Source organism: Paenibacillus oryzae (genome assembly GCF_001675045.1).
Lineage (GTDB): Bacteria > Bacillota > Bacilli > Paenibacillales > Paenibacillaceae > Pristimantibacillus > Pristimantibacillus oryzae.
On sequence record NZ_LYPA01000065.1, the window covers coordinates 372,880 to 396,100 of the forward strand.

General features: G+C 51.1%; 22 protein-coding genes. 17 read left to right on the forward strand and 5 right to left on the reverse strand.

Translation table 11 applies throughout. The features are described 5' to 3' along the window. Positions 1-3 precede the first annotated feature (3 nt). From A7K91_RS17655 to sda, 3 genes are all read left to right on the forward strand, one after another. Positions 4-2,172 carry a DNA topoisomerase III gene (locus tag A7K91_RS17655; protein WP_068685065.1) on the forward strand — a complete coding sequence of 723 codons (2,169 nt, stop codon included), beginning with the start codon at positions 4-6 and terminating at the stop codon, positions 2,170-2,172. Between the two features lie 143 nt (positions 2,173-2,315). Beyond that, complete coding sequence (locus A7K91_RS17660; RefSeq protein WP_068685066.1) at positions 2,316-2,993, forward strand: YheC/YheD family protein; 678 nt, start codon at positions 2,316-2,318, stop codon at positions 2,991-2,993. Positions 2,994-3,441: 448 nt separating this feature from the next. Continuing rightward, on the forward strand, positions 3,442-3,585 hold the full coding sequence (gene sda / locus A7K91_RS17665) for a sporulation histidine kinase inhibitor Sda (RefSeq protein ID WP_068685069.1): 144 nt from the start codon (positions 3,442-3,444) through the stop codon (positions 3,583-3,585). 89 nt (positions 3,586-3,674) lie between these two features. Here sda and A7K91_RS17670 read toward each other — a convergent pair whose 3' ends face one another. Beyond that, complete coding sequence (locus tag A7K91_RS17670; protein WP_211274538.1) at positions 3,675-4,676, reverse strand: NAD(P)/FAD-dependent oxidoreductase; 1,002 nt, start codon at positions 4,674-4,676, stop codon at positions 3,675-3,677. Positions 4,677-5,002: 326 nt separating this feature from the next. Here A7K91_RS17670 and A7K91_RS17675 point away from each other — a divergent pair, with 326 nt between their 5' ends. Beyond that, positions 5,003-6,196 carry an NAD(P)/FAD-dependent oxidoreductase gene (locus tag A7K91_RS17675; protein WP_068685070.1) on the forward strand — a complete coding sequence of 398 codons (1,194 nt, stop codon included), beginning with the start codon at positions 5,003-5,005 and terminating at the stop codon, positions 6,194-6,196. Beyond that, on the forward strand, positions 6,196-6,456 hold the full coding sequence (locus A7K91_RS17680; protein ID WP_068685072.1) for a hypothetical protein: 261 nt from the start codon (positions 6,196-6,198) through the stop codon (positions 6,454-6,456). Before A7K91_RS17675 ends, A7K91_RS17680 begins: the two co-directional genes overlap by 1 nt. A 136-nt stretch (positions 6,457-6,592) precedes the next feature. Here A7K91_RS17680 and hemQ read toward each other — a convergent pair whose 3' ends face one another. Continuing rightward, positions 6,593-7,339 carry a hydrogen peroxide-dependent heme synthase gene (gene hemQ, locus A7K91_RS17685; RefSeq protein ID WP_068685074.1) on the reverse strand — a complete coding sequence of 249 codons (747 nt, stop codon included), beginning with the start codon at positions 7,337-7,339 and terminating at the stop codon, positions 6,593-6,595. Positions 7,340-7,589: 250 nt separating this feature from the next. On the opposite strand from hemQ, the gene A7K91_RS17690 reads away from it, so the two are divergent. The 8 genes from A7K91_RS17690 (at position 7,590) to A7K91_RS27470 (ending at position 14,700) form a co-directional block, all read left to right on the forward strand. Further along, complete coding sequence (locus A7K91_RS17690; RefSeq protein ID WP_068685076.1) at positions 7,590-7,940, forward strand: VOC family protein; 351 nt, start codon at positions 7,590-7,592, stop codon at positions 7,938-7,940. A gap of 140 nt (positions 7,941-8,080) precedes the next feature. After that, on the forward strand, positions 8,081-8,380 hold the full coding sequence (locus tag A7K91_RS17695; protein ID WP_068685078.1) for a YuiB family protein: 300 nt from the start codon (positions 8,081-8,083) through the stop codon (positions 8,378-8,380). A 172-nt stretch (positions 8,381-8,552) separates the two neighbouring features. Beyond that, entirely contained in the window at positions 8,553-10,112 is a 1,560-nt protein-coding gene (locus A7K91_RS17700; RefSeq protein WP_068685080.1) for a replication initiation and membrane attachment family protein, read from the forward strand. 16 nt (positions 10,113-10,128) lie between these two features. Next, complete coding sequence (gene dnaI / locus A7K91_RS17705) at positions 10,129-11,085, forward strand: primosomal protein DnaI (RefSeq protein WP_068685082.1); 957 nt, start codon at positions 10,129-10,131, stop codon at positions 11,083-11,085. A 234-nt stretch (positions 11,086-11,319) separates the two neighbouring features. Further along, complete coding sequence (locus A7K91_RS17710) at positions 11,320-12,459, forward strand: sulfate ABC transporter substrate-binding protein (protein WP_068685084.1); 1,140 nt, start codon at positions 11,320-11,322, stop codon at positions 12,457-12,459. A gap of 34 nt (positions 12,460-12,493) precedes the next feature. Then, positions 12,494-13,327, forward strand: a complete 834-nt coding sequence (cysT, locus tag A7K91_RS17715; protein WP_068685086.1) for a sulfate ABC transporter permease subunit CysT — start codon at positions 12,494-12,496, stop codon at positions 13,325-13,327. Between the two features lie 49 nt (positions 13,328-13,376). Next, a complete protein-coding gene (gene cysW, locus A7K91_RS17720; protein ID WP_068685088.1) occupies positions 13,377-14,240 on the forward strand; it encodes a sulfate ABC transporter permease subunit CysW in 864 nt (287 codons plus the stop codon). A 28-nt stretch (positions 14,241-14,268) separates the two neighbouring features. Beyond that, positions 14,269-14,700, forward strand: coding sequence for a YezD family protein (locus A7K91_RS27470; RefSeq protein WP_068685090.1), 432 nt, complete (start codon positions 14,269-14,271; stop codon positions 14,698-14,700). A gap of 78 nt (positions 14,701-14,778) precedes the next feature. Here A7K91_RS27470 and A7K91_RS26505 read toward each other — a convergent pair whose 3' ends face one another. After that, positions 14,779-14,925, reverse strand: coding sequence for a YqzM family protein (locus A7K91_RS26505; RefSeq protein ID WP_156739616.1), 147 nt, complete (start codon positions 14,923-14,925; stop codon positions 14,779-14,781). A 206-nt stretch (positions 14,926-15,131) separates the two neighbouring features. Between A7K91_RS26505 and uvrC the strand changes: the two genes are divergently transcribed. Both uvrC and A7K91_RS26510 read left to right on the forward strand, forming a co-directional pair. Next, the gene (gene uvrC, locus A7K91_RS17730) at positions 15,132-16,985 is read left to right on the forward strand and encodes an excinuclease ABC subunit UvrC (RefSeq protein ID WP_068685092.1); all 1,854 of its coding nucleotides are present in this window, start codon (positions 15,132-15,134) and stop codon (positions 16,983-16,985) included. Between the two features lie 707 nt (positions 16,986-17,692). After that, positions 17,693-17,902 carry a hypothetical protein gene (locus A7K91_RS26510; RefSeq protein ID WP_156739618.1) on the forward strand — a complete coding sequence of 70 codons (210 nt, stop codon included), beginning with the start codon at positions 17,693-17,695 and terminating at the stop codon, positions 17,900-17,902. Positions 17,903-17,908: 6 nt separating this feature from the next. Here the strand turns inward: A7K91_RS26510 and A7K91_RS17735 are convergent, their stop codons facing one another. Continuing rightward, positions 17,909-19,549 carry a CPBP family intramembrane glutamic endopeptidase gene (locus A7K91_RS17735; protein WP_068685094.1) on the reverse strand — a complete coding sequence of 547 codons (1,641 nt, stop codon included), beginning with the start codon at positions 19,547-19,549 and terminating at the stop codon, positions 17,909-17,911. Positions 19,550-19,677: 128 nt separating this feature from the next. Continuing rightward, entirely contained in the window at positions 19,678-20,565 is an 888-nt protein-coding gene (locus A7K91_RS17740; RefSeq protein ID WP_068685096.1) for a LysR family transcriptional regulator, read from the reverse strand. Positions 20,566-20,763: 198 nt separating this feature from the next. Here A7K91_RS17740 and A7K91_RS17745 point away from each other — a divergent pair, with 198 nt between their 5' ends. Next, the gene (locus tag A7K91_RS17745) at positions 20,764-21,438 is read left to right on the forward strand and encodes a succinate dehydrogenase cytochrome b558 subunit (protein WP_068685098.1); all 675 of its coding nucleotides are present in this window, start codon (positions 20,764-20,766) and stop codon (positions 21,436-21,438) included. Positions 21,439-21,462: 24 nt separating this feature from the next. After that, positions 21,463-23,220 (forward strand): succinate dehydrogenase flavoprotein subunit, encoded by a 1,758-nt coding sequence (gene sdhA, locus A7K91_RS17750; protein WP_068685100.1) that lies wholly within the window; start codon positions 21,463-21,465, stop codon positions 23,218-23,220. Position 23,221 lies beyond the last annotated feature (1 nt).

Consider the following 23,221-nt stretch of genomic DNA (forward strand, 5'->3'; position numbering starts at 1 on the left):
GGAATGAAATCATTAGTGCTTGCCGAAAAGCCAAGCGTTGCCAAGGAAATCGCGCGCGTATTGGGCTGCAACGGCAAAGGAAAAAGCTATATCGAGGGACCTGGCTATGTGGTGACCTGGGCTTTGGGCCATCTTGTGACATTGGCTGAGCCCGAGGATTATGATAACCGGTTCAAAACATGGAATCTGGAGGATTTGCCGCTGCTGCCGGACAAAATGAAGCTGAAGGTATTGAAGGAAACCTCCCATCAATACAAAGCGGTTGCCCAGCTGTTAAAGCGCAGCGATATCGGGGAGCTGATCATCGCTACGGACGCCGGGCGCGAGGGAGAGCTGGTAGCGCGCTGGATTATGGAGCTGGCAGGCTTCAGGAAGCCGTTCAAGCGGCTGTGGATATCGTCGCAGACCGACAAAGCCATTCGGGACGGCTTCAAAAATTTGAAGCCCGGACGCGATTACGATCACTTATATAAGTCGGCCGTATGCCGGGCAGAAGCGGATTGGCTGATCGGCCTTAATATGACGCGCGCATTAACGACCAAATACAATGCGCAGCTTGCGGCAGGCCGCGTCCAGACGCCAACGCTAGCGATGCTGATGGACCGGGAGCGGGAAATCGAAACCTTTCAAGCTCAGCCTTATTGGACCGTCAGTGCGCCGTTTGGCGAATTTACTGCGCAATGGCGCGCGGCTGACGGTCATGACGGACGCATATGGAAGCGGGAGGATGCGGAAGCGGTCGCCGCCCGAGCCGGAGCGGCGGGAAGCGCCAAGGTGGAGAAGCTGCGCACGACTGAGCGTGCCGAGAGCCATCCGCTTGCGTATGATTTGACAGAGCTGCAGCGCGATGCCAACAAGCGGCTGGGCTTTTCCGCCAAGCAAACGTCCAATGTATTGCAGAAGCTGTACGAGCAGCACAAGCTGGTGACCTACCCTAGAACGGATTCCCGCTACTTAACCAGCGATATGGTTCCAACGCTCAAGGGACGGCTGGAAAGCGTAGCTGTTGGCCCTTACGCCGCCTTGGCCAGAAAGGCGTTACGGTCGCCGCTGAAAATGACTAACCGGATTGTAGACGACAGCAAGGTGAGCGATCATCACGCCATCATACCGACGGAGCAATATCTTCAGCTTCAGTCGCTTTCCAACGACGAGCGCAAGCTGTACGATTTGATCGTCCGCCGCTTCATCGCGTTGTTCTATGGTCCTTACCGTTACGATGAAACCTCTGTAACGCTTGTTGCGGGCGGAGAACGCTTTTATGCGAAGGGAAAAATCCGGAAGGATGCAGGCTGGAAGGAGCTGTACCAAGGCGGGAGCTACGATGATGAAGACGATGAAGAGGATGACGATAAGGAGGGGGGAGGACGCCAATTTGGCGACCGCCAGTCCTCACAGCTTCTGCCTCCGCTTGCGGCGGGAGCGGCGCTTCCGCTCAAAAACCCGGCAATCAAGGAGCTGAGAACGCTGCCGCCTGCGCGTTATACCGAAGCCTCCCTGCTGGGCAAAATGGAGAAATACGGCCTTGGCACGCCGGCAACGCGCGCCGATATTATCGAGAAGCTGCTCTCCACGGATACGATTGAACGCTCCAGATCGTCGCTTATTCCAACGGGCAAGGGCAAGCAATTAATCGGCCTTGTCGTTGAGGAGCTGCGCAGCCCTGAATTGACGGCAAAGTGGGAGGGCGAGCTGGAGCGCATCGCCAAAGGCAAGGGGGATGCGGTGGCGTTTATGCGCGGCATCCGCGAGCAATCCCGCAAGTGGGTACAGGAGGTAAGGACGGAAACCAAGGAATACAAGCCGCATAATTTGACCACCTCGCGTTGTCCGGAATGCGGAAAGCCGATGCTGGAGGTTAAAAACAAACGGGGAAAATCCATGGTGTGCTCCGACAAGGAATGCGGCTATCGCAGACATTCGGACCCCGTTTTATTAAACAAGCGTTGCTCGCAATGCCGCAAAAAAATGGAGCTGCATGACGGCAAAGCAGGAAAATACGCACAATGCAAGCCTTGCAATGTGATCGAGATGCTGGGCGACAAGGACGGCGGACGGATGAATCGGCGCGAGCAGCAGCGGCTGGTGGAGCAATACAGCGATAATTCGCCACTGGCTAACAGCCTTGCCGATAAGCTCAAGGCCGCCCTGGAGAAAAAGGATGGCAAGTAACCTGTTCAATTGGGAAGCCAATCTGTTGTAGGCTTATGGCACCTGCTTGGCAATTCCCGCTCTTAACCAGCGGCATACATCCACAAGCTCTCCTGCCGGACAACATAGTATGTACTATGGCGACTGGAAAGGAGATAACAGTCATGGCCAATCACAATCATTCAGGCAGGCAGCTCGCAAGCAAATGGGCAAAAACGGAGGCGCTTATGTCGCATCCCGGCATTGTTCCGCATATTCCTCCCACGCGGCGATATTCGCCATCTCAGCTTCGCATGATGCTGGACAGCCACGGCTTTGTTGTGGTGAAGCCCGTGGTGGGCTCGGGCGGCAGCGGAGTCATCAAGGTATTCAGGGACGGGGTTGGGTTTGCGTATACATTTCGCGATCGAACAACCCGTTTTTCCAGCTTTGACGGGCTGGCGGCAGGTTTGGGAAGCCGGGTTGGGCGCAGGCCTTATCTGATTCAGAAAGGAATCCAGCTGGCTACGGTAGGCGGCCGGCCTATTGACTACCGCGTCAAATACGTAAAAGGCGCCAGAGGGTGGGAATACCGGTCCATGGTGGGCCGGATTGCCAGACGCGGGTTGTTTGTCACCAATTTGAGTCAAGGCGGGCAGATGGTCACTGCCTCCAATGGCATTGCCGCTTCGTTGGGTTCCTCCCAGGTCAAGGCCAAGAAGGGCCGCATGAGAGAGCTTACGGTAATGTCGACCCGGGTATTGGAGCAGCGTTTTCCCGGCATTTCGCATCTTGGCTTCGATTACGGAATCGACAGGCAAGGCAAGCTATGGATTTTTGAAGTCAACACGCGTCCCCATTAACATGCAAACGGGATAACTAAGCTCTGCTATTGCCTGCATCAAAATGGAATGGACCTTTCGCAGCGGTCAACGGACTGCCGGAAGGTCCTTTGCATGTTAAAGGAAGGGCAAAAAAGCGGTTAAGGATGGAGTCCGGAATCCAAGGTGCTTAATGCCGTTAAAATATTCCATTTATAGCAGAAGGAATATCCATCAAACTTTTTTATGGAAAAAGCTTTGAAGGCAGGTGTGGATAAGGATATCCACATTATCCACGCTGATATTGCACGTTTTCAAGCGGGTATTCACAATTGATTCACATGGTATCCACAGGGGTATGTGTATAAGGAGGTCTGTTGTTGGGGCTAGAAGGGGCATGCTACACTATTTACATTCCTATATGAGGTAGTGAACTCGCATTTGTATGAGGTTGTTCACCGCACTTTATGGATGAGGAGTGGAATGGACGATGGAAATTTTAACGGACGAGCTATTGGTGGACACGTACCACGCGGCGATCCAGTTCAAGCTTGACCCGGAATTTATCCGGATGCTTGCGCAAGAACTGAAGCGCAGGGAATTGGCGCCGGCTTTGCTTGTAAACAGCGTCTGACGCAGCAGGTCGGGAGCTTGGCTCCGTCCTTGCTTCATCAGACGCTGCGGGCAGTCCTATCTCAGGCTTTAGCGAAAAATTAAAGTAAATTAAAGCTTCATGTTGCTGCTATGTCCAGGAGACAGCTTCGCGCTTGGATCAATATATACCTTGGCGTTATTGATAGCAGTTGGCGCTTCGCCGAAGCCTACCGCGATCAGTTTAAGCTTGCCGGGATAGGTGGTTACATCGCCTGCGGCAAAGATGCCCGGAATTTTGGTTTCCATCCGCGTGTCCACGACAATGGAGCCGCCCTGGATTTCGATGCCCCATTCTGCAATCGGTCCAAGCGAGGACACAAAGCCGAAGTTTACGATGACAGCATCCACTTCATGCTGCGTGTTTTCTTTCGTTTTTACATCGGTCAGCGTTACGCTTGTAATGGCGTCGTCGCCATGCAAAGCCGTTATTTCCGTTGGGGTAATGACGTTCACGGATGAGTTCATCAAATTTTCCACGCTATGCTCATGCGCTCTGAATTTATCGCGACGGTGAATCAGCGTTACGCTTTTGGCGATAGGCTCCAGCATAAGCGACCAGTCCACGGCGGAATCGCCGCCGCCGCTAACCAGCACGCGCTTGTCTTTAAATCGGTTCAGGTCTCCTACAAAATAATGCAGATTGTTACCTTCATATTGGGATGCCTCCGGAAGCTCCAGCCTGCGCGGCTCGAATGCCCCTACTCCCGCTGTAATGATAACCGCTTTTGCATAATGCACGTCTTTATCGGTCGTCACCTCAAACAGCCTTTCATCCAGCTTGCGGACATTTATCACTTTTTCCTCCAGGCATACCTGAGGCTTGAACAAATCCAACTGCTCCTTGAGACGGTCAACCAGCTCTTGAGCGGTTACTTTCGGAAACCCGGCAACATCATAAATATATTTCTCGGGATAAAGCGCGGCAAGCTGTCCGCCCAGTTGGGGCATGCTTTCCACGATCTTTACGGATGCCTGGCGCATGCCGCCATAGAAAGCGGCGAACAAGCCGGCAGGGCCTCCACCGATAATTAAAATATCGACCGGATTCAACTCTTTATCTGTATTAGACACTTATAGTGCACCTCCAACAATTTTACTACGCTATCTATTATAAACGTTCCCACATGGGAATGAAATCATTTCTCATTGTGATTATGCCAGTAATTGTGCACAATTCTAAACTTTTTCGTAGAATTTACTCTTGAACTTTGTGTGAAAAGTCTGTAATATGTCTGATGTATATGAAACTTGTCTGCATGGAATGAATTGAAGGGTAAAAACCCTTATTTTAGCGTAAACTTGAAAAGTGAATTATGGCGGTTTGGATGAGATTGTGTAATTTTTCACACCTCTTAAGATAAACACAAAAGAACATGTAGAATGGATGGGATTAGGCAATGAGCAACATACCAAAAATCGTTATTCTTGGCGCAGGATACGGTGGCGTTCTGACCGCGCTTCGTTTGCAAAAGGAGCTTAATTATAATGAGGCGGATGTGACGCTTGTCAACAAGCATGATTACCACTACTTCACAACTCATCTTCACATGCCTGCAGCAGGCACGGACGCTCATGAAAATGCTCGCGTAAGCATCTCCAAGCTTATTGATGAATTCAAAATCGATTTTGTAAAATCAACCGTTGTTCAAATTCGTCCTCAGGACAAAAAGGTCATTCTGGAAGACGGAACGCTTTCCTACGACTACCTGGTTATCGGACTTGGCGGAGAGCCTGAAACGTTTGGCATTCCTGGCTTGGCGGAGCATGCAATGAACATTCGCAGCATCAACTCCGTTCGCCTCATTCGCGAGCATATCGACTATCAATTTGCCCGTTATAAACGCGAGCCGCACCGTACGGACTACCTGACCTTTATCGTTGGCGGAGCCGGCTTTACAGGAATCGAGTTTATTGGCGAGCTTGCCGACCGCATTCCGGTTTTGTGCAAGGAATTTGACGTAGATCCTTCACTCGTTAAAATCTACAACATTGAAGCAGCGCCAACGGCATTGCCGGGCTTTGATCCCGAGCTGGTGGAATACGGCATGAACGTTCTTACTAAAAAGGGCGTAACCTTCCGTATTGGAACAGCAATCAAGGAGTGTACGGCTGAAGGGGTTGTAGTAGGCGAAGGCGAAGAAATTAAATCCGCTACCGTTATCTGGACAGGGGGCATTCGCGGCAACCGTCTGATCGAGGAAGCCGGCTTTGAAACGATGCGCGGACGCGTGAAAATCGATGAGTTTCTGCGTTGCCCGGGTCACGAAAACATCTACATTGTTGGCGACAACTCCCTGATGTTTAACCCGGAAGGCCGTCCTTATCCGCCAACCGCCCAAATTGCTATGCAACAAGGCGTCGTTTGCGCAAACAACCTGGTTGCATCCATCCGCAACCAGCCGCTTAAAACATTTGTATTCAGCAACAAAGGCACCGTGGCGTCGCTTGGCAAAGGCGAAGCAATTGGCGTTGCGTTCGGCAAGAAATATAAAGGCCGTTTTGCGGCTTTGCTGAAAAAAGTGATTGATATCCGCTATCTGTTCATTATCGGCGGCATTCCGCTTGTACTGCGCAAAGGGAAATTTTTCTAATGCGTCATTGCAGCGTACAGGTTCGGGGCTTGTTGACTAGAGATGAGCTTGATCGGTACAACGCGTTGATGGAGGTAGGCTCGTTTCTGGAGTCGCAAAACCGCTATGATTTGGCTTATCCGGTTCAGAAGGAAGTGGATCTGCTTATTCAGCCCGCTATCGAACGTCTGAAGGACAAGGGGCGGGAGCGGGACAGGGCGACGCGCGAATATTTGGATGCCAAGCGGCTGAATGAAGAGGCCAATCAAGAAGAAGAGTAAGCTGCGGTATTGAGCTTGCCCCATTCAATTTATAATGTGTAAGGCTCCTGCATGCTGCATTCTACGGAATGCGCACATGCAGGAGCCTTTTTTAAATAATAAAAACGGGGCTCTTCGGACAGCCCCGCAGCACTTTTTAAACGCTTAACAATTCCTCAAATTTACCGCCGTCCAGATAGTTGCCAACATAGAAATCGCCAAAATCGCCATAACGCGCGCTTACCTCGTCAAAACGCATTTCATAAACGAGCTTTTTGAATTGCAGCGAATCCTCGGCAAACAGCGTAACGCCCCACTCCCAGTTATCGAAACCGACGGAGCCTGTAATAATTTGTTTGACCTTGCCGGCGTATTTGCGGCCAATCATGCCATGGCTTCTCATCAAGGCTTTGCGCTCTTCCATGCCCAGCATGTACCAATTGTCATTGCCCGAGCGGCGTTTGTTCATAGGATAGAAGCAGATATGGCGCCATTTTGGCAAAATCGGCTTCAGACGGGCCACAATCTCGGGATTTTCCATCGGGTCTGCCCCTGGTTGTCCCATATAGTTACTAAGCTCCACCACGCTGACATAGGAATGTACAGGGTAGGTAAAGCTGGCAAACAACGTTTTGTTAAAGGCGGTTTCCAGCTTGTTCAGGTCCTCCAGCGTTTCGCGCAAATGCATGAATACAAAATCGGCTTTTTGACCCACGATGGAATAATGGGCTGAGCTGCCCCCATTTTGTTCCTCAAGCTGCGACCATTCCTTCAAAAAAGCATGCAATTCCTCCAGCGCGCGAGCCCGCTCGCTTTCATCGGCAAGTCTCCAGGCAGTCCAGTCCATGCTGCGGAAATCATGCAGCGCGTACCAGCCCTCTAACGTTTGTGCGGCTTCACTCATTGTTTTGTTTCTTCCCCTTTCGCTGCCGGTTCGGCTATTTCTTCCATAGTTCAATTGTATCCTAACGCTTTGGTATGGGGCAAATGTACGACTTGTGACATTTCTCTCCATGCATGGTGGGCCTGGGCGAGCGCTGCCTAATCGTTTGTTTCCGTCATTGCATAGAAAAAAATTTCCAATATGACAGGATGCTGTCAAGTTGGCTATGTTACGCTTGTACTGAAAGCCAAACAATCGGGAGGTTAAGACGATGAAGGGTTATGACAATTATTTTTTGCCGGTGGACGATATGGACAGCGCCATTCATTATTATGCCAATGTTCTTGGACTAAAAATGAAATTCAACTTTGCAGACAAAGGTATGGCGGCATTCCATGTTGGAGACGAGGAGCCTGCTATTATTTTGAAGGACATTAATAAACATGCCGATGCAAAACCGGCGATATGGCTTGTCGTTGACGATGTTCCAGCAGAATACGAACGGCTCAAGGCAAAGGGCGTACGTTTTTTGACGGAGCCCTTCAAAATCGGAACAGGAATGTCTGTTGAATTCGAGGATGAATTCGGAAACCGGTTAGGCATTACCGATTATTCCAGGTAGCAGCTGTAAACAAGGATGCAGGCGGCGAGCCTTTTTGGCATAGTGATTGACTTCACTTTCGGCTTTTATTAAACTGAAGGATAGTTGCAAGCATTTTCATTGCATCCTGCAGCTTTAATACGAAAGGGGCAAGCCGCTTTATGGTAGAAGCTATTCAAATTATTATTGCAGCCGTGCTGTTTTTTGTCATGATGTTTGGCATTGGTTTTATTCTGAATATGCTGCTTAAGACAACGTGGTTCCCTATCGGGCTTTTTGTCGTTGTGCTGATCGGCCTGGCTATATGGTCGCCCTGGGACCCTTCCCAAAATCCAACAATGGAAAACCTGGGAACCTATACGCTTGTTTATTATATTCCCATTATAGGGGCTTTGATTGGCGCTTATGTTAGCGGTTGGGCCATTCGCGCGTTGCGCAGGGGCGGCTACAAAATGTTTTGAGGCTGTTCCGATAGTTCGCTTTTCATTCCCATCCATTGCAACATACCAACCTCCGGGGCTTTCGTTTCGAGCGAACGTCCAAGCGGAGGTTTTTTTCATATATTAGCCTGCGACTCTATGATGCGTTTTATGATAATATAGTAGAAAGAAAAACAAGGATGGAGACGGTGCAATGCGCATCCCAAATCTGATGCAATTTACGGAGCATCACCGATACTACATATTTCGCGATTTTTCGTTAAGCAGTCTTGACGGGCGAATGTTGTCGCTTATTTACCAGCCCATGATCGGCGCGTTTGCCATCGGGCTGTATCAGCAGCTATATCATTCCATTCCCGGCGATTCCGCCGGATATTCCAGGCTGGAGCCTCAGCGGAAGCTGTTTCTGGGGCTGGGGCTGGAAATGAACGAAAAAAGCAGAAGGCAGGTTGTGGACGCGGCTTCCAGGCTTGAGGCGGTAGGCCTGCTGCAAACCTCAAGATTAGGCGGTTCCTTATTGGAGGAAACCGTATATGAATATGAGCTGGTGTGCCCTCTTTCGCCGGGGGAGTTTTTTAAAAACATGCATCTTGCTATGCTTCTGCGCGACAAGGTTGGCAAATATGCGGTGATCGAGCTTCGCGAGCTGTTTGGTTCGCCGGAGCCGGACGAGCTTGCGGGAGCCGAGCTGGAGAAGGAAAATATATCGGTTCCATTTTACGAGCTGTTTAAGCTGAATATGCAATCCTTTGATTCCGAGCTGGAGCAGGCGCTTACGGAGGTTGCTCCGTCAAGGCAAAGCGCTCCTCGCCAGGAGCTTGCAAGCGCTGGTATTGCCTACGGCGAGCTGCTCCTTCGTTTCCCGCGGAACTCCGCCAACAGACCTTATGTCGAACGTCTTCGCGGCAATGACGACGGCTTGGCTCAAATCAACTATGTCGCTTATAAATATCACTTGTCCGTTTCGGCCGTATGCCGTCTGCTTGATGAAGACGAGGTATTTGATTCCTCCGGCTCGTTGAATGTTGACGAGCTTCAGCTGCGCGCCAATCAGCTGTACCGCCAGGATAAAAAGCGCGAGGACGACCGACAGCGAATGCTGGCCAAAACGCCTATGACCAACGATGCAGCGGATATGCAAGCCGTGGACGAGCAGGAGGACGAAGCAGAGGTTCTGGAGCAATATTATTTGCCGGTGCCGGAGCAATTGAAGGGGCGCTGCGATATTCAGCAATACAATATGCTGATGCGCAATGAGCCTCATACCCGGTTTCTTCGGCGCTTTTTTCCCGGAGCGGTGCCGGACTGGATAGAAGGCGTGTTTGAACGAATCGACCTTAATTACCGGTTGGCTGCACCCGTCATAAATGTGCTTATTCATTATGTGATCGGAGCGGGCGATTCCGGCCGGGTAACCCGGACCTTCCTGGATGCGGTAGCCTCCAATATGCTGATCAAAAATATAGACACGTTTGAAAAAGCGGTTCATTATGTCAGAGAACAAGCGAAGCTTGAACAGGATAAAGAGCGCCGCCGCGAGGAAGCTTCGACTGGGGATGCCGGAGGACGGCCATCCTACGGAAACGCCCGGGGCAGCGGATCAAGGGGAGGACGAGCCGGCAATGGCCGGGGCGGCCTGTCCGGCAAGCCCAATATTCCTATCGTGTCGGAGGAATACAGGAATGATCCCATTTCGGCTGACAAATTGGAGGAGCTTCGCAAGCTGGCAAGAAAGCTGGATGGAAAAACGTAGAGATGGGGTGTGTTAAATGGAGTCGCTTGGCGATTTGTTGAAGGCATGGCCCGCAGGGCAATCGCTGACGGAGAAGGCGGAAGGCAAGCTGCGAGAGTTGATGGACGACCCTCTGGTCGGCAAGCTTCTGTCCAAATATCCCGATCTGGACGAAGGGCTGATCCGGCTTAATCTGAACCGGGTCTATCAATATGTTACCGAACACCATAATTGCAGCAACTGTCCAGGACTGGACCGCTGCCCCAATGATTATGAAGGGCATTATACGCTACTTAGCTGCGAGACGGTTGGTGCGCAAACGCAGCTATATGACCGGAAGGTTTCCTGCCGCAAGTTTTTGGCAAGGCAGGCGGACGAAGCTATCCGCAGCCGAATTACAAGCTTTTACGTGGATGAGCATGTGCTTAGGAAACAATATTCCTCCGATGAAATTTTGACAAAGGATTTGATGCGGGCGGAATCGGTTGGACAAGTGCTCTCTTACATTCATAAAACGAAAGAGCAGGGACTTCAGCAGGAAGGCCTTTATTTGGCGGGGCGTTTCGGAACGGGCAAAACGTTCCTGATGTGTTATTTGCTGCAGGAGCTTGCCAAAGCGGGATACTCCGGAGTTATTGTGTATATGCCGGATTTTGTCGAGGATTTGAAAGCGATGATGCATGAGCCTGGCAAGCTGAAGGAAACGGTTGACATGATGAAGGAAACCGATCTGCTTATTTTTGACGACATCGGGGCTGAAAATTTGAGTCCCTGGGTGCGTGATCATGTGCTGGGCGCTATTTTGAACTACCGGATGGAGCGAAAGCCGACCTTTTATACCTCCAATTATGAGCTGGACGCGCTGGAGAGGCATTTCAGCTTCACAAGCAAGGACGGCGATGAGTCGCATAAGGGTCAGAGGCTTATGGACCGCATATCGCCTTATGTTGAAGTGGTGATGGTTGCGGGCGAAAACAAGCGCGGAAAAAAATAAGTTGCAGATATAGCCTGGATGCGGGGGAAAAGGTCCTCCCCTCCGGGCTTTTTGCTGTCCTTTAAACTCTTTTGCAAGCATTAAAGCAAGCATACAATTTTGTTATTGACAGGACTGGAGGCTGCTGGTAATATTCAGTAATAACCAACTAAATGGGTAGGAATAATGGTGATGACCGGACGAACCGGAGTTAACTGCTTCCCGAACAAATTTGGAACAAGGGGTGCTTAACAGATGAAAAAAACGTCGGTTCGTTTTCAAACTCTTTTTTTATATTTGGTTGTCATGACTTTGGTGCTGGCTGCATGCGGCAGCGCAAAATCAGGCAATAACGGCGGGAATAGCGGCGGTGCTGCTGGAACGCCGTCCACAACAGAAGGTTCCACAACAGCAGCTCCCGGCACAGACGCTGCGGCAGAGAGCAATAAGCCGCTTCCCCCCGTAAAATTGCTTAACGTTTCCTATGACCCTACAAGGGAGCTTTACGTTGAATTCAACCAAGCTTTTGCTGCCCATTGGCTTAAGGAAAAAAATCAGAAGGTAGAAATTGACCAGTCGCATGGAGGCTCCGGCAAGCAGGCAAGAACGGTTATTGATGGCTTGAAGGCGGACGTGGTTACATTGGCGTTAGGTTATGACATTGACGCTATTGTGGATGCAGGGCTGCTGGGCAGCGACTGGCAAAGCCAGTTCGAGCGCAATAGCTCCCCTTATACGTCAACCATTGTTTTTCTGGTGAGGAAGGGCAACCCCAAAGGGATTAAGGATTGGAATGACCTTCTGAAGGATGGAGTGGAGGTCATTACGCCTAACCCCAAAACCTCCGGAGGCGCACGCTGGAACTATCTGGCCGCTTGGGGATATGCGCTGAAGCAAAACAATAATGACGAAGAAGCGGCCAAACAGTTTGTTAAAGACCTGTTCAAGCATGTGCCGGTTTTGGATACCGGAGCTCGCGGCTCCACAACAACGTTTGTTGAGCGCGGCCTTGGCGATGTGCTGCTTGCTTGGGAAAATGAGGCATATCTGTCCATTAACGAGCTTGGGCCTGACAAATTCGACATCGTTTATCCGTCGATCAGTATTTTGGCGGAACCTCCCGTTGCTATTGTCGACAAAACGGTCGATGCGAACGGCACGCGTGAAGTAGCTGAAGCCTACCTGCAATATTTGTATTCCGATGAAGGGCAAAAAATCGCCGGAAAGAACTATTACAGACCAACGGATGAGGCCATTGCCGCACAATTTGCGGAGCAGTTCCCGTCATTGGAGCTGCTTACGATCGATAAAGATTTTGGCGGCTGGAAGGAAGCGCAAACCAAGCATTTTGCCGATGACGGCATATTCGATCAAATTTATACACCGGGTGCATGATGGAAAAAAAGCGTGAAAGAGGGGCTGACTTCTCATGAAGGGTTCCAGGAAGATTAGAGTGCTGCCGGGATTTGGTTTATCGCTTGGGTTTTCTATATTTTATATCAGCCTGCTCGTGCTTATACCGCTTGCTGCCGTGTTTATAAAATCGTTTGACCTCACCTGGGCGCAGTTCTGGAGCACAGTGAGCAATCCGAGAGTTGTGGCTTCTTACCGCATCAGCTTCAGCACTGCATTTTGGGCAGGCGCGATCAATGCCGTATTTGGCTTGCTGGTTGCCTGGGTGCTGGTCCGTTACCGTTTCCCGGGCAAGGGGCTGATCGACAGCCTTGTGGATATTCCGTTTGCGCTGCCAACGGCTGTAGCGGGCATTGCCTTAACGACGATTTATGCCAAAAACGGGTGGATCGGCTCGCTGCTTGATCCGCTCGGCATCAAGGTTGCTTATTCGCAGTCAGGCATCATCATTGCCCTTGTGTTTATCGGGCTTCCGTTTGTTGTCAGGACGGTGCAGCCGGTGCTGCAGGATCTGGAGAAGGAAAGAGAAGAAGCCGCAGTGATGCTTGGCGCATACAGGCTCAGAACCTTCATAAAAGTCATCCTGCCGGAGCTGCTGCCGGCCTTGCTCACCGGCTTTGCATTGTCTTTTGCCAGAGGTATTGGCGAATACGGCTCGGTTGTGTTTATATCGGGCAATATGCCGCTGAAGACGGAAATTGCGCCTCTGCTAATTATGACCAAGCTGGAGCAGTTCGACTATGCGGGCGCTACGGCGATTGCTGCCGTTATGCTGACAATTTCTTTTATCCTGCTCCTGCTTATTAATTTGCTGCAATGGAAAATGAACCGCCGTACGCTGTCGGAATAAGCGGGGAGGGCCGCCTCCCCATTTTTACTTAAGGAGAGGAGGAAGAGGAATGGCGGGAGCTATATCCGTGCATACGGACAGCGAGGCGTCCAAGCGGCCGCGGCATATAACGGAGTCCCCTGTCGTCAAATGGCTGCTGATCGGGCTGGCACTGGCTTTTTTGGGGCTGGTCGTGGCGTTGCCTCTGGTGTCGGTGTTTGTAGAGGCGTTTCGCAAGGGAGCGGAGGTGTACGTGAAGGCGCTGACGGAGCCGGATGCCTTGTCCGCACTAAAGCTGACGCTTCTCGTCGCCGTTATTGCGGTGCCGCTTAATACCGTTTTTGGTCTCGCCGCGGCATGGGCCGTAAGCAAGTTTTCGTTCAAAGGGAAAAACTTTCTGATTACCTTGATTGATTTGCCGTTTGCCGTATCGCCCGTTATCGCCGGGCTTGTTTATGTGCTGCTGTTTGGCGCGCAGGGATTTTTCGGACCGTGGCTGGATGAGCGCGGCATTCAGATCGTGTTTGCTTTGCCAGGCATCGTGCTTGCCACTGTTTTTGTAACCGTGCCGTTTATAGCGCGGGAGCTGATTCCGCTTATGCAGGCGCAAGGCGTGCAGGAAGAAGAAGCGGCTGCCAGCTTAGGCGCGCGAGGCTTTGCTATTTTCTGGCGAGTGACGCTGCCGAATATTAAATGGGGATTGCTGTACGGCATTATTTTGTGTAATGCACGCGCAATGGGCGAATTTGGAGCTGTATCGGTCGTATCGGGCCATATAAGAGGCCAAACCAATACGCTGCCCCTGCATGTCGAGATTTTGTACAACGAATATCAGTTTTCGGCATCCTTTGCTGTGGCATCGCTGCTTGTTATGCTTGCGGTCGCTACGTTAATGGTTAAAGCGATTGTGCAATGGAAATCATCTGCCCATTAAGCGGGCTAACTTATTGGAGGGAATCAAAATGACAAAACCTTTGGAAGTGGATGAGCAGTGGCGGGATCGGATTTTGAGCCAGGTGAGCGGATTGCAATACGGTCAGGTCATTATTACGGTCCACGATGGAAGGATCGTGCAGATTGATCGAACAGAGCGCACGCGTTATGATGCGGCCGCCCAAAAGAGCGAGCAGCCTGCTTCGGCCCCATCGTCCCAGCGTAAAAAAGGAGCGGGAGCCCCTTCGGCAGGACAGCAGAGTCAGGAACGACAGCAAAGGCAAAATGCCCAGTCTAAGCAAGATGTCCGGCAAAGCCAGATTGGCGAGCCGAGCCTGGGAGATCAGCGAACCCAGACGGGCCAGTCTGAGCAAGAGGCTCGGCAAAGTCAGGCCAGCCAGCGCCAGCAGTCAAACGCTGACGAAGACAACGGGCACTTATCGCTTCGGGCAGCTCAATAATAAAAAAAAGAAGGCGGGTTTCTCAAGCTCAAGCTTGTGAAACGCGCCTTCTTTCTTGCGCCGCTATTGCGGTGCAAATCAGGAAATGACGAACTTTATGATGACCGCCGCTGCAAACACAACGGTCATAAAGGTAAGCATTCCGCCAAAGCCGAACACAACATCCATCAAATCATGACGGGGCTCTTCATTAATGTGCTCGCGCGGGTCTCTGACATTTTCCATTATGGTCGTCCTCCTTGACAGCGATCAATCGCTTACATTAGTATACCCAACTCTCTGGATAATTGTAAAGCGTTAGCTTGACAAATTCCGTTTATACTTTTGCGGCCCTACGGACACTCATGACTGCCAGGGCGCTTTTTCACTCCTTGCCAACTGTTTTTATGATAAAATAAAGGGATAAGCAAGGCGGTTGGAGGGGAAGCAGAATGGAGCATAACAGGAGCGGCGCAGAGAAGGAACAATTTGACGCAGCAAGGGAAGCGATTCGCAACAAGCTTGCGCTGCTGCCGGATAAGCCGGGCTGTTACCTGATGAAAAACAGGGATGGCGTCATCATCTATGTCGGTAAAGCCAAAGTGCTTAAAAACCGGGTACGTTCCTATTTTATCGGGAGCCATAACGTGAAGACGCAGCGGCTGGTTTCGGAAATTTATGACTTTGAATTCATTATTACAGCCAGCAACATGGAAGCCCTTATTCTGGAGTGCAACCTGATCAAGCAGCATCAGCCAAGGTACAATGTATTGCTGAAGGACGACAAGTCCTTTCCTTATATCAAAATAACGAATGAACGCCATCCCAAGCTGGAGGTTACACGCAAAATCTACAAGGACAAGGGCAAATATTTTGGCCCCTATCCTAACGCGTATGCGGCGCAGCAAACGAAAAAGCTGCTGGATCGGCTTTATCCGCTTCGCAAATGCAAAACGATGCCCGACAAAGTTTGCCTGTATTATCATATCGGCCAATGCCTCGCTCCTTGCGAATTTGACGTGGAGCAGAGCCAATACGATGCTATGATTGGGGAAATCGTCCGTTTCCTGGGCGGCGGGCACGATGCCGTAAGAGAAGAGCTTCAGCGTAAAATGGAGGAGGCGGCGGAAAATCTGGAGTTTGAGCGAGCGAAGGAGTTCCGCGACCAGATTTTGGCCATTGACGCCGTGATGGAGAAGCAAAAAATTACGATGAACGACGCCATGGACCGCGATATTTTTGGTTATGCGGTGGATAAGGGCTGGATGTGCGTGCAAATTCTGTATATGCGCGGCGGCAAGCTTATCGAGCGCCATGGCAGCGTGTTCCCTTATTATGGGGAGGAATACGACGACTTCATGACGTTTGTGACGCAGTATTATAGCGACAATCCGGCTCTGCCCAAGCAAATTTTGCTGCCTTCCATGCCGGAGAAGGATACAGAGCACGAGGAGGAGCTTGTTTCCTCGCTGCATAACTGGCTGAAGGTCAAGGTGCTGCTGCCGCAGCGCGGCAAAAAAAGCCAAGTCGTAACGATGGCCCAGGATAATGCCAAAATGATGCTGGACGAAAAATTCCGATTAATCGAACGGGACGAGGCGCGCAGCGTCAAAGCGAGCGAATCGTTGGCGGATTGGCTTGGCATGGATAGCATCAAACGGATCGAAGCCTTCGATAATTCCAATATACAAGGGACGAACCCCGTATCCGCTATGGTGGTATTTACAGACGGCAAGCCGGATCGCAAGGAATACCGCAAGTTCAAGGTAAAAACGGTGGACGGGCCCGATGATTACGAAACGATGCGGGAGGTCATCCGCAGACGATACGAGCGAGTGCTGAAGGATGGTTTGACACAGCCTGATTTGATCGTGGTGGATGGCGGCAAGGGACAAATTGCGGCAGCGCTGGACGTGCTGGAGAATGAGCTGGGGTTGTTTATCCCGGTATGCGGCTTAGTGAAGGATGCCAAGCATAAAACGGCTCAACTGATGACGGGCGACCCCGCGGAGATTGTGCCATTGCCGCGCGATAGCCAGGAATTTTATTTGCTGCAGCGCATCCAGGACGAGGTTCACCGTTTTGCGATTACGTTCCACCGCGAGCAGCGGGCAAAGTCGATGGTAGAGTCGCGTCTGGACGCCATCCCAGGCATCGGAGAAAAGCGGCGCAAACAGCTGCTGAAGCATTTCGGCTCGCTCAAAAAAATAAAAGAGGCCTCCGTCGAAGACTTCCGGCCTCTCTCGATCGGCGACAAGCTTGCCGGGCAAATCATTGCGGCGCTTGCCGATCCACAGCAGCCTTAACGGCCTTATGAGCCTTAGCGGCCTTATGAGACTTAACGGACTTAACAGCCTTAACAGCCTTATGAGCCTTAGCAGCCTCGGCAACCTAAGCAAATGCCTTAATCCAGCTAGTTAATACAGGCTTGCTCAAATGCACAAAAACATAAAGCTGGAGTGAAACAAGGGCGCAGGGGGTTATCCCAGCCCCATTTGCTTTCGCTCCAGCTTTTTATGTTATGTGTATTAGGGGAGGTTTTGTACGATATTTCACTCAAAATACCGTTTCATCCACGGCAATAGATGCCGGTTGTACGAAAAATCGTACAAAATAAAAGGATCATGGCCTGAACGTTCTCATTTTGTATGATTCATCGTACAAAAAGCCAGGAACGGCTTGGGGGAGCATATATTTTATACGAAGAATCGTACAAAATGACTTCTTTTATGAGTCGGTGTATAGTGTCATCAACATTAAAACTTTTGGAAGGATACATTTTAATGATTTTCGGTTTTTCGAGCTAGCAAATACGCTCTGTGCGCAAAAGCTGTACGTAGCGTGGTCACGGGTTCGCTATGTTGCGAGGCACTTGGAAGCGCTCATGCGTTCAAGCTGCGCTACTTGGCTGGCACAGCGGATGCGCACATGCGCGCAAACTGCGACACGTAGCGTGCCCGCGGATTCGCTATGTAGCGAGGCAGCTTGCAAGCTGCGCGAGGCTGCGAGGCACGTGGATGCGCTCATGCGTTCAAGCTGCGCCATATTGCGAGGCACGTGGATGCGTCATGCGTTCAAGCTGCGCTACTTGGCTGGCACAGCGGATGCGCGCAAAACTGCGGCAGTAGCAGGCTCACGGATGTGCCATGTGCAAGCTGCGGTGCTGAGCCCTGCGGATGCGTTATGCCAATCAAGCTGCAACACATCCGCAGGTTTACCCTAGCAGTTATTATTGCGGCGCCTGAGGGCCGCCGGCATATTGGTTAGCCGCTATAGAGGGCGGGCCCTTTCGAACGGCCCGTTTGTTCCATTCCCGCAAAACCCAGGCTATGATGACAGGCAAAACGATAAAGAAGGTAGCGGAAATGATATTTGCCGCGGAGCCAATCAGATAAAGCGAGCTGGCAACGGCGATGCTGTTGAAGATGGCATGTGTAAACATGGCTGTAATAAAGCCGTAACGCACAAAGATAAAGCTGAATATCAAACCAATGACCATAAGCTCGAACAGCCGGGTTGTCGATGGATAGAAAGGATACATAACATGGCCGAGCGACCAGACAATCGTTGGTATGATGGTTGCGGCAAACGTATGACGGAACCATTTGCGGAGCAGGCCGATGCCGAAAAAGCGGAATACGGCTTCCTCCGAAATAGCTGCTGCCCAGGCCAGTACTGGCATCAGCCATAGAACGCCCATATTGTAAGGCGACATCATCACATCGGTTGTTGACCATGTTCCAATAGCCAGCTCCAGCGCTTTAAAAAGAAGGGGCTGCAATCCCAGCATGCCTAAAGCAAACAGATAGGAAAGCCCTACGCTGCGCCACACATAATCGCCAAAGCCTGGCGCAGACGGACGCGGCCACAAGTCCCTTCCTTGCGACCTCCACAAGCCGTCGCCGCCAACAATGGACACATAAACGGAGCCAACCATAGGAATGGCGAGCAAAATAGTAACAACAAGCGTAATCATGCCGAACCCTTGCGGCAGTCGCGTTTCTCCGCTGGCTGCATATCCGCCGTCCAGCATATTCAGGTTCATAATGAGATAGGCAACAAAGAACACAACCGTCAGCAAGATGCCATATTTGAATGAAGTATGCTTCCGATACAAGATGCTGTAAACGATGGCCAAAATGCCAAGAATAATACTAAACAAAACGTAGCCCACGCCAGTCAGCCATTTTGCCAGATTATCCTGCTTGGTCACATAGCTGATGTAATCCTGAGGCGCCTTGAATTCAGGCTTGAACTCCACGACAGAAATGCTGCCGTTGTTCTCCTGGGCCACTGCTTTAATGGATAACGATGCTTTACCGATCGAGGCTCCCGCGACCTGCCACGTATTTCTTCCCTCCAGCGTCAGGCTTCCCGGATCGATGTCTCGTGACCGGAGCTTATCCGTCAACGCCGCGAGTACCTGAGCTTCATCACTTAGCTGTCCGTCTCGGGAAATGTCCAGCTTCCAAGCGGCAATTTCTCCCGTATACATATGCACATAAACGAAGCCGTAGCCTCTCCCGTCTTTTTGATCCAGATTAACTTGAAAGGTATCGGCCGGATAACGCGCTCCATATTTGGCTTCATAGGTCTCCAGCAGCTTTTCCTTGGACAAATAACCGTTTAAGAGCTTATTGGTTTGATGCAGGACGCGGCTGGCTTCGAAGGAAAGCCCCGTTTCTCCATTTGCGAAAGTAATTGCCGCTTCAGCGGCCTCCGCTTTTGAAATGACCTTGTTTTGGTAAGGATGATTGGAAACGGACTTCACAAGGGGATAAATTTCAATAACCATAAAAACGGCTGTCAGCAGCAATGCCGCCAGCCAGTAACGCCGCCATTCTCCGGCATTGATTAGTTGGCGCTCCATAGCTCACCTCTGTTTTTCTAAAATATAGACCGGTTCAAAAAGCTCAGCTTTTGAACAACATCTTATGGTATACCATATCACAATGGTGGCTTATTTATCCAACCCGCAACGGGAGCGTTTAAGGCAATTTAGCTGTATCTGGCTTCGATTTCGCGGATGCAGTCCCGAACGGAGGGGCTGAGCCGGGCAGGGTCAGCGTGAATGAGCGAGGTCGTCCGTTTGGTTTCCTCCAGTTCCCGGATGGAAAGGGCGATGACGTCGTTATCCTCCATCAGCTCGCGTCTCATATATGACTTAGGAAGCAGCGTCGCTGCCCGGCAGGTATGCAGCAATCGGAGAATGGCTTCGAAGGAGTCGATTTCCATTCGAACGTCCGGGGCAAGGCGATGCTTCTCGAACAGCTCGTCCGTAAGCAGGCGATACCAGGTGCCTCTGGAAAAAAGAATCATCGGCAGCCCGTTTAAATCCCCGATGGAGAGCCCTTTTTTATGTGCCATATCGTGATTGCTGGGCAGCACCAGCAGCAGATGGTCCTCGAAAAGCGGGCTGCAATGCAAGGCGGAATCGTCGATGCTGGACGCGATAATGCCAAGGTCTACCTTATGCTCGCGCACATAGGTGATAATTTCATGTGTTTTGCCCGTTACCGCCTTGATGTCGATTTCGGGATGACTTGCCGTCAGGATCTGAATGAGATCCGGCAGCGTTGTCTGAAGCGTCGTCAGGCTGGCGCCGATTGTCAGCGAGGCTCGCCCCGTCGCGGTAAATTCGGCTACCGTCTGCAGGTAATTTTTGTGAAGATGGCGCAGCTCCAGCGCATATTCGTAGGTCAACTGGCCGATGCGGGTCAGCTCCAGCCGCTTGCCGACGCGCAGGAAAAGCTTGACTCCGATTTCGTTTTCCAGCTTCGCAAGCTTGCGAGACAGCGCCGGCTGTGACAAATTTAATTGCGACGACGCTTTATTGAGACTCCGTTGCTCGACGATAACCGCAAACATTTCCAATTCTTCATACATGCTAACACCTTCTTATGTCATTTTGTTATAATAGTTAATAATAAATATGCAATTCCATTATAAGCTGAAAAAGAGTACCATGGAAGTGTGGCGAATGTGTGTCGAGTTTTGTTGACGGAGGCAAACGCCAGCGTTACAATGTAAACTGGCTTATGTGACAAGTGGGGGTATTCACAGATTTGAAAGGAGAAGGGAACAATGAAAGGGAATTCGTATTTCGCGCGCAAATTGCACTCGCTTCTGGGTATTATTCCGCTTGGCGGGTTCATTGTTGTGCATGGCTTGGCGAACTATCAGGCGTTCGAGCGCGGGCCGGAAGGCTTTGCCAAGGGCGTTGGCCTGATTAACGGCCTGCCGCTGCTGCCGCTGCTTGAGGTGGTAATGATTTATCTCCCGCTGCTGTTTCACGGGATATACGGCTTATACGTGGCGTATCAGTCCAACTCCAATACGGGGCGATTCAAATATGGTCGCAACTGGGCGTTTACAGCACAGCGAATTACCGGCGTGATTACTTTTGTATTCGTTTTCTGGCATGTGTACCAAACCCGTCTTCAAGTGTATATGGGCAAAATTACGCATGAAGAGTTAGGCTCCACCATGCATCACATTGCCAGCAGCCCGGTTTTTTTCGCTCTTTACGTTATTGGCGTATTGGCGGCCGTGTTCCACTTCAGCAATGGACTCTGGGCATTTCTGATCAGCTGGGGCATTACGATCGGCCCTAAGGCTCAGCGTGTCTCTTCTTATATTTGCATGGGTGTTTTTGTTATCGTTTCCGCATTGTTCATTCTTTCCCTTGTAGCGTTCAGGGGTGACGAGTTTAATGAAGTTGCAAGCGCCGCCATTGCCCTGCTTGGCAATATCGGCTAGATTGACGACAAGGAGGCAAGCGTAATGGCTAAAAATAAAATTATCGTTGTCGGCGGCGGTTTGGCCGGCCTGATGGCGACAATCAAAGCGGCGGAAGCCGGCATACATGTCGATCTCTTTTCACTAGTGCCGGTAAAGCGCTCCCACTCCGTATGCGCGCAAGGCGGCATTAACGGCGCGGTTAATACAAAGGGCGAAGGCGATTCGCCTTGGGAACATTTTGACGATACCGTATATGGCGGCGACTTTCTGGCAAATCAGCCTCCGGTCAAAGCGATGTGCGACGCGGCTCCCGGCATCATCCACCTGATGGACCGGATGGGCGTTATGTTTAGCCGTACGTCGGAGGGCTTGCTGGATTTCCGCCGTTTTGGCGGCACCAAGCATCACCGCACGGCATTTGCGGGCGCAACGACAGGCCAGCAGCTTCTGTACGCGCTTGACGAGCAGGTCCGCAGATGGGAAGCGGCTGGTCTTGTCAACAAGTTCGAGCATTGGGAATTTCTTGGCGCGGTGCTCGACGACGACGGCGTATGCCGCGGCATTTCCGCTCAGGATCTTCGCAGCATGGAGGTTCTTACCGTCAGGGCTGACGCCGTTATTTTGGCATCAGGAGGCCCAGGCATTATTTTCGGAAAAACAACCAACTCCGTTATCAATACGGGTACGGCGGCCAGCGCGGTTTACCAGCAAGGCGTCAACTACGCCAACGGCGAGTTTATCCAGATTCACCCCACAGCCATTCCGGGCGACGACAAGCTTCGGCTGATGTCGGAATCGGCGCGCGGCGAAGGCGGACGAGTATGGACGTACAAAGACGGAAAGCCGTGGTATTTCCTTGAAGAAAAATATCCCGCATACGGCAATCTGGTGCCGCGCGATATTGCGACACGGGAAATTTTCGCCGTTTGCGTCGATCAGAAGCTTGGCATTAATGGCGAAAACATGGTTTATCTCGACCTGTCGCATAAAGATCCCAAGGAGCTTGACGTCAAGCTGGGCGGCATCATCGAAATTTATGAAAAATTCATGGGCGACGACCCTCGCAAAATTCCGATGAAAATTTTCCCTGCGGTTCATTATTCCATGGGCGGCATGTGGGTTGATTACAACCAGATGACCAATATCCCGGGCTTGTTCGCCGCAGGCGAATGCGAATATCAATACCACGGCGCTAACCGGCTGGGAGCCAACTCCCTCCTGTCAGCCATTTATGGCGGCATGGTGGCCGGTCCAAAAGCGGTTGAATATATTAAAGGCCTAAAAAAATCGGCTGAGGATGTAGCTTCCTCTGTATTCGACCGGGATACAAAACGCCACACCGATAAATACAACGGCATTCTGGCCATGAACGGCACGGAAAATGCTTACGTGCTTCACAAAGAGCTTGGCGAATGGATGACCAACAACATGACCGTTGTCCGGTTTAACGACAAGCTGGAAGCGACGATTGGCAAAATCAAAGAGCTGAAGCAGCGCTACCGGAACATCAATATCAACGACACCGCTGGCTGGAACAATGCAGGCGTCGCCTTTACCCGCCAGCTATGGAACATGCTTGAGCTGTCGGAAGCGATGACGCTGGGCGCCCTGCAGCGCAATGAAAGCCGCGGCGCGCATTACAAGCCTGATTTCCCGGACCGTAATGACGATCAATTTATGAAATCCACAATCGCAACCTGGACGCCGGATGGTCCCAAAATCAGCTACGAGGATATTGATGTCAGTCTGATCCCGCCTCGCAAGCGCGACTATTCTACCGATAAGAAGAAAGGAGAATAAC

Coding starts and splice junctions, on each gene's coding strand:
- A7K91_RS17655 (WP_068685065.1), top strand. CDS start 4: ATGAAATCATTAGTGCTTGCCGAAAAGCCAAGCGTTGCCAAGGAAATC.
- A7K91_RS17660 (WP_068685066.1), top strand. CDS start 2,316: ATGGCCAATCACAATCATTCAGGCAGGCAGCTCGCAAGCAAATGGGCA.
- sda (WP_068685069.1), top strand. CDS start 3,442: ATGGAAATTTTAACGGACGAGCTATTGGTGGACACGTACCACGCGGCG.
- A7K91_RS17675 (WP_068685070.1), top strand. CDS start 5,003: ATGAGCAACATACCAAAAATCGTTATTCTTGGCGCAGGATACGGTGGC.
- A7K91_RS17680 (WP_068685072.1), top strand. CDS start 6,196: ATGCGTCATTGCAGCGTACAGGTTCGGGGCTTGTTGACTAGAGATGAG.
- hemQ (WP_068685074.1), bottom strand. CDS start 7,339: ATGAGTGAAGCCGCACAAACGTTAGAGGGCTGGTACGCGCTGCATGAT.
- A7K91_RS17690 (WP_068685076.1), top strand. CDS start 7,590: ATGAAGGGTTATGACAATTATTTTTTGCCGGTGGACGATATGGACAGC.
- A7K91_RS17695 (WP_068685078.1), top strand. CDS start 8,081: ATGGTAGAAGCTATTCAAATTATTATTGCAGCCGTGCTGTTTTTTGTC.
- A7K91_RS17700 (WP_068685080.1), top strand. CDS start 8,553: ATGCGCATCCCAAATCTGATGCAATTTACGGAGCATCACCGATACTAC.
- dnaI (WP_068685082.1), top strand. CDS start 10,129: ATGGAGTCGCTTGGCGATTTGTTGAAGGCATGGCCCGCAGGGCAATCG.
- A7K91_RS17710 (WP_068685084.1), top strand. CDS start 11,320: ATGAAAAAAACGTCGGTTCGTTTTCAAACTCTTTTTTTATATTTGGTT.
- cysT (WP_068685086.1), top strand. CDS start 12,494: ATGAAGGGTTCCAGGAAGATTAGAGTGCTGCCGGGATTTGGTTTATCG.
- cysW (WP_068685088.1), top strand. CDS start 13,377: ATGGCGGGAGCTATATCCGTGCATACGGACAGCGAGGCGTCCAAGCGG.
- A7K91_RS27470 (WP_068685090.1), top strand. CDS start 14,269: ATGACAAAACCTTTGGAAGTGGATGAGCAGTGGCGGGATCGGATTTTG.
- A7K91_RS26505 (WP_156739616.1), bottom strand. CDS start 14,925: ATGGAAAATGTCAGAGACCCGCGCGAGCACATTAATGAAGAGCCCCGT.
- uvrC (WP_068685092.1), top strand. CDS start 15,132: ATGGAGCATAACAGGAGCGGCGCAGAGAAGGAACAATTTGACGCAGCA.
- A7K91_RS17735 (WP_068685094.1), bottom strand. CDS start 19,549: ATGGAGCGCCAACTAATCAATGCCGGAGAATGGCGGCGTTACTGGCTG.
- A7K91_RS17740 (WP_068685096.1), bottom strand. CDS start 20,565: ATGTATGAAGAATTGGAAATGTTTGCGGTTATCGTCGAGCAACGGAGT.
- A7K91_RS17745 (WP_068685098.1), top strand. CDS start 20,764: ATGAAAGGGAATTCGTATTTCGCGCGCAAATTGCACTCGCTTCTGGGT.
- sdhA (WP_068685100.1), top strand. CDS start 21,463: ATGGCTAAAAATAAAATTATCGTTGTCGGCGGCGGTTTGGCCGGCCTG.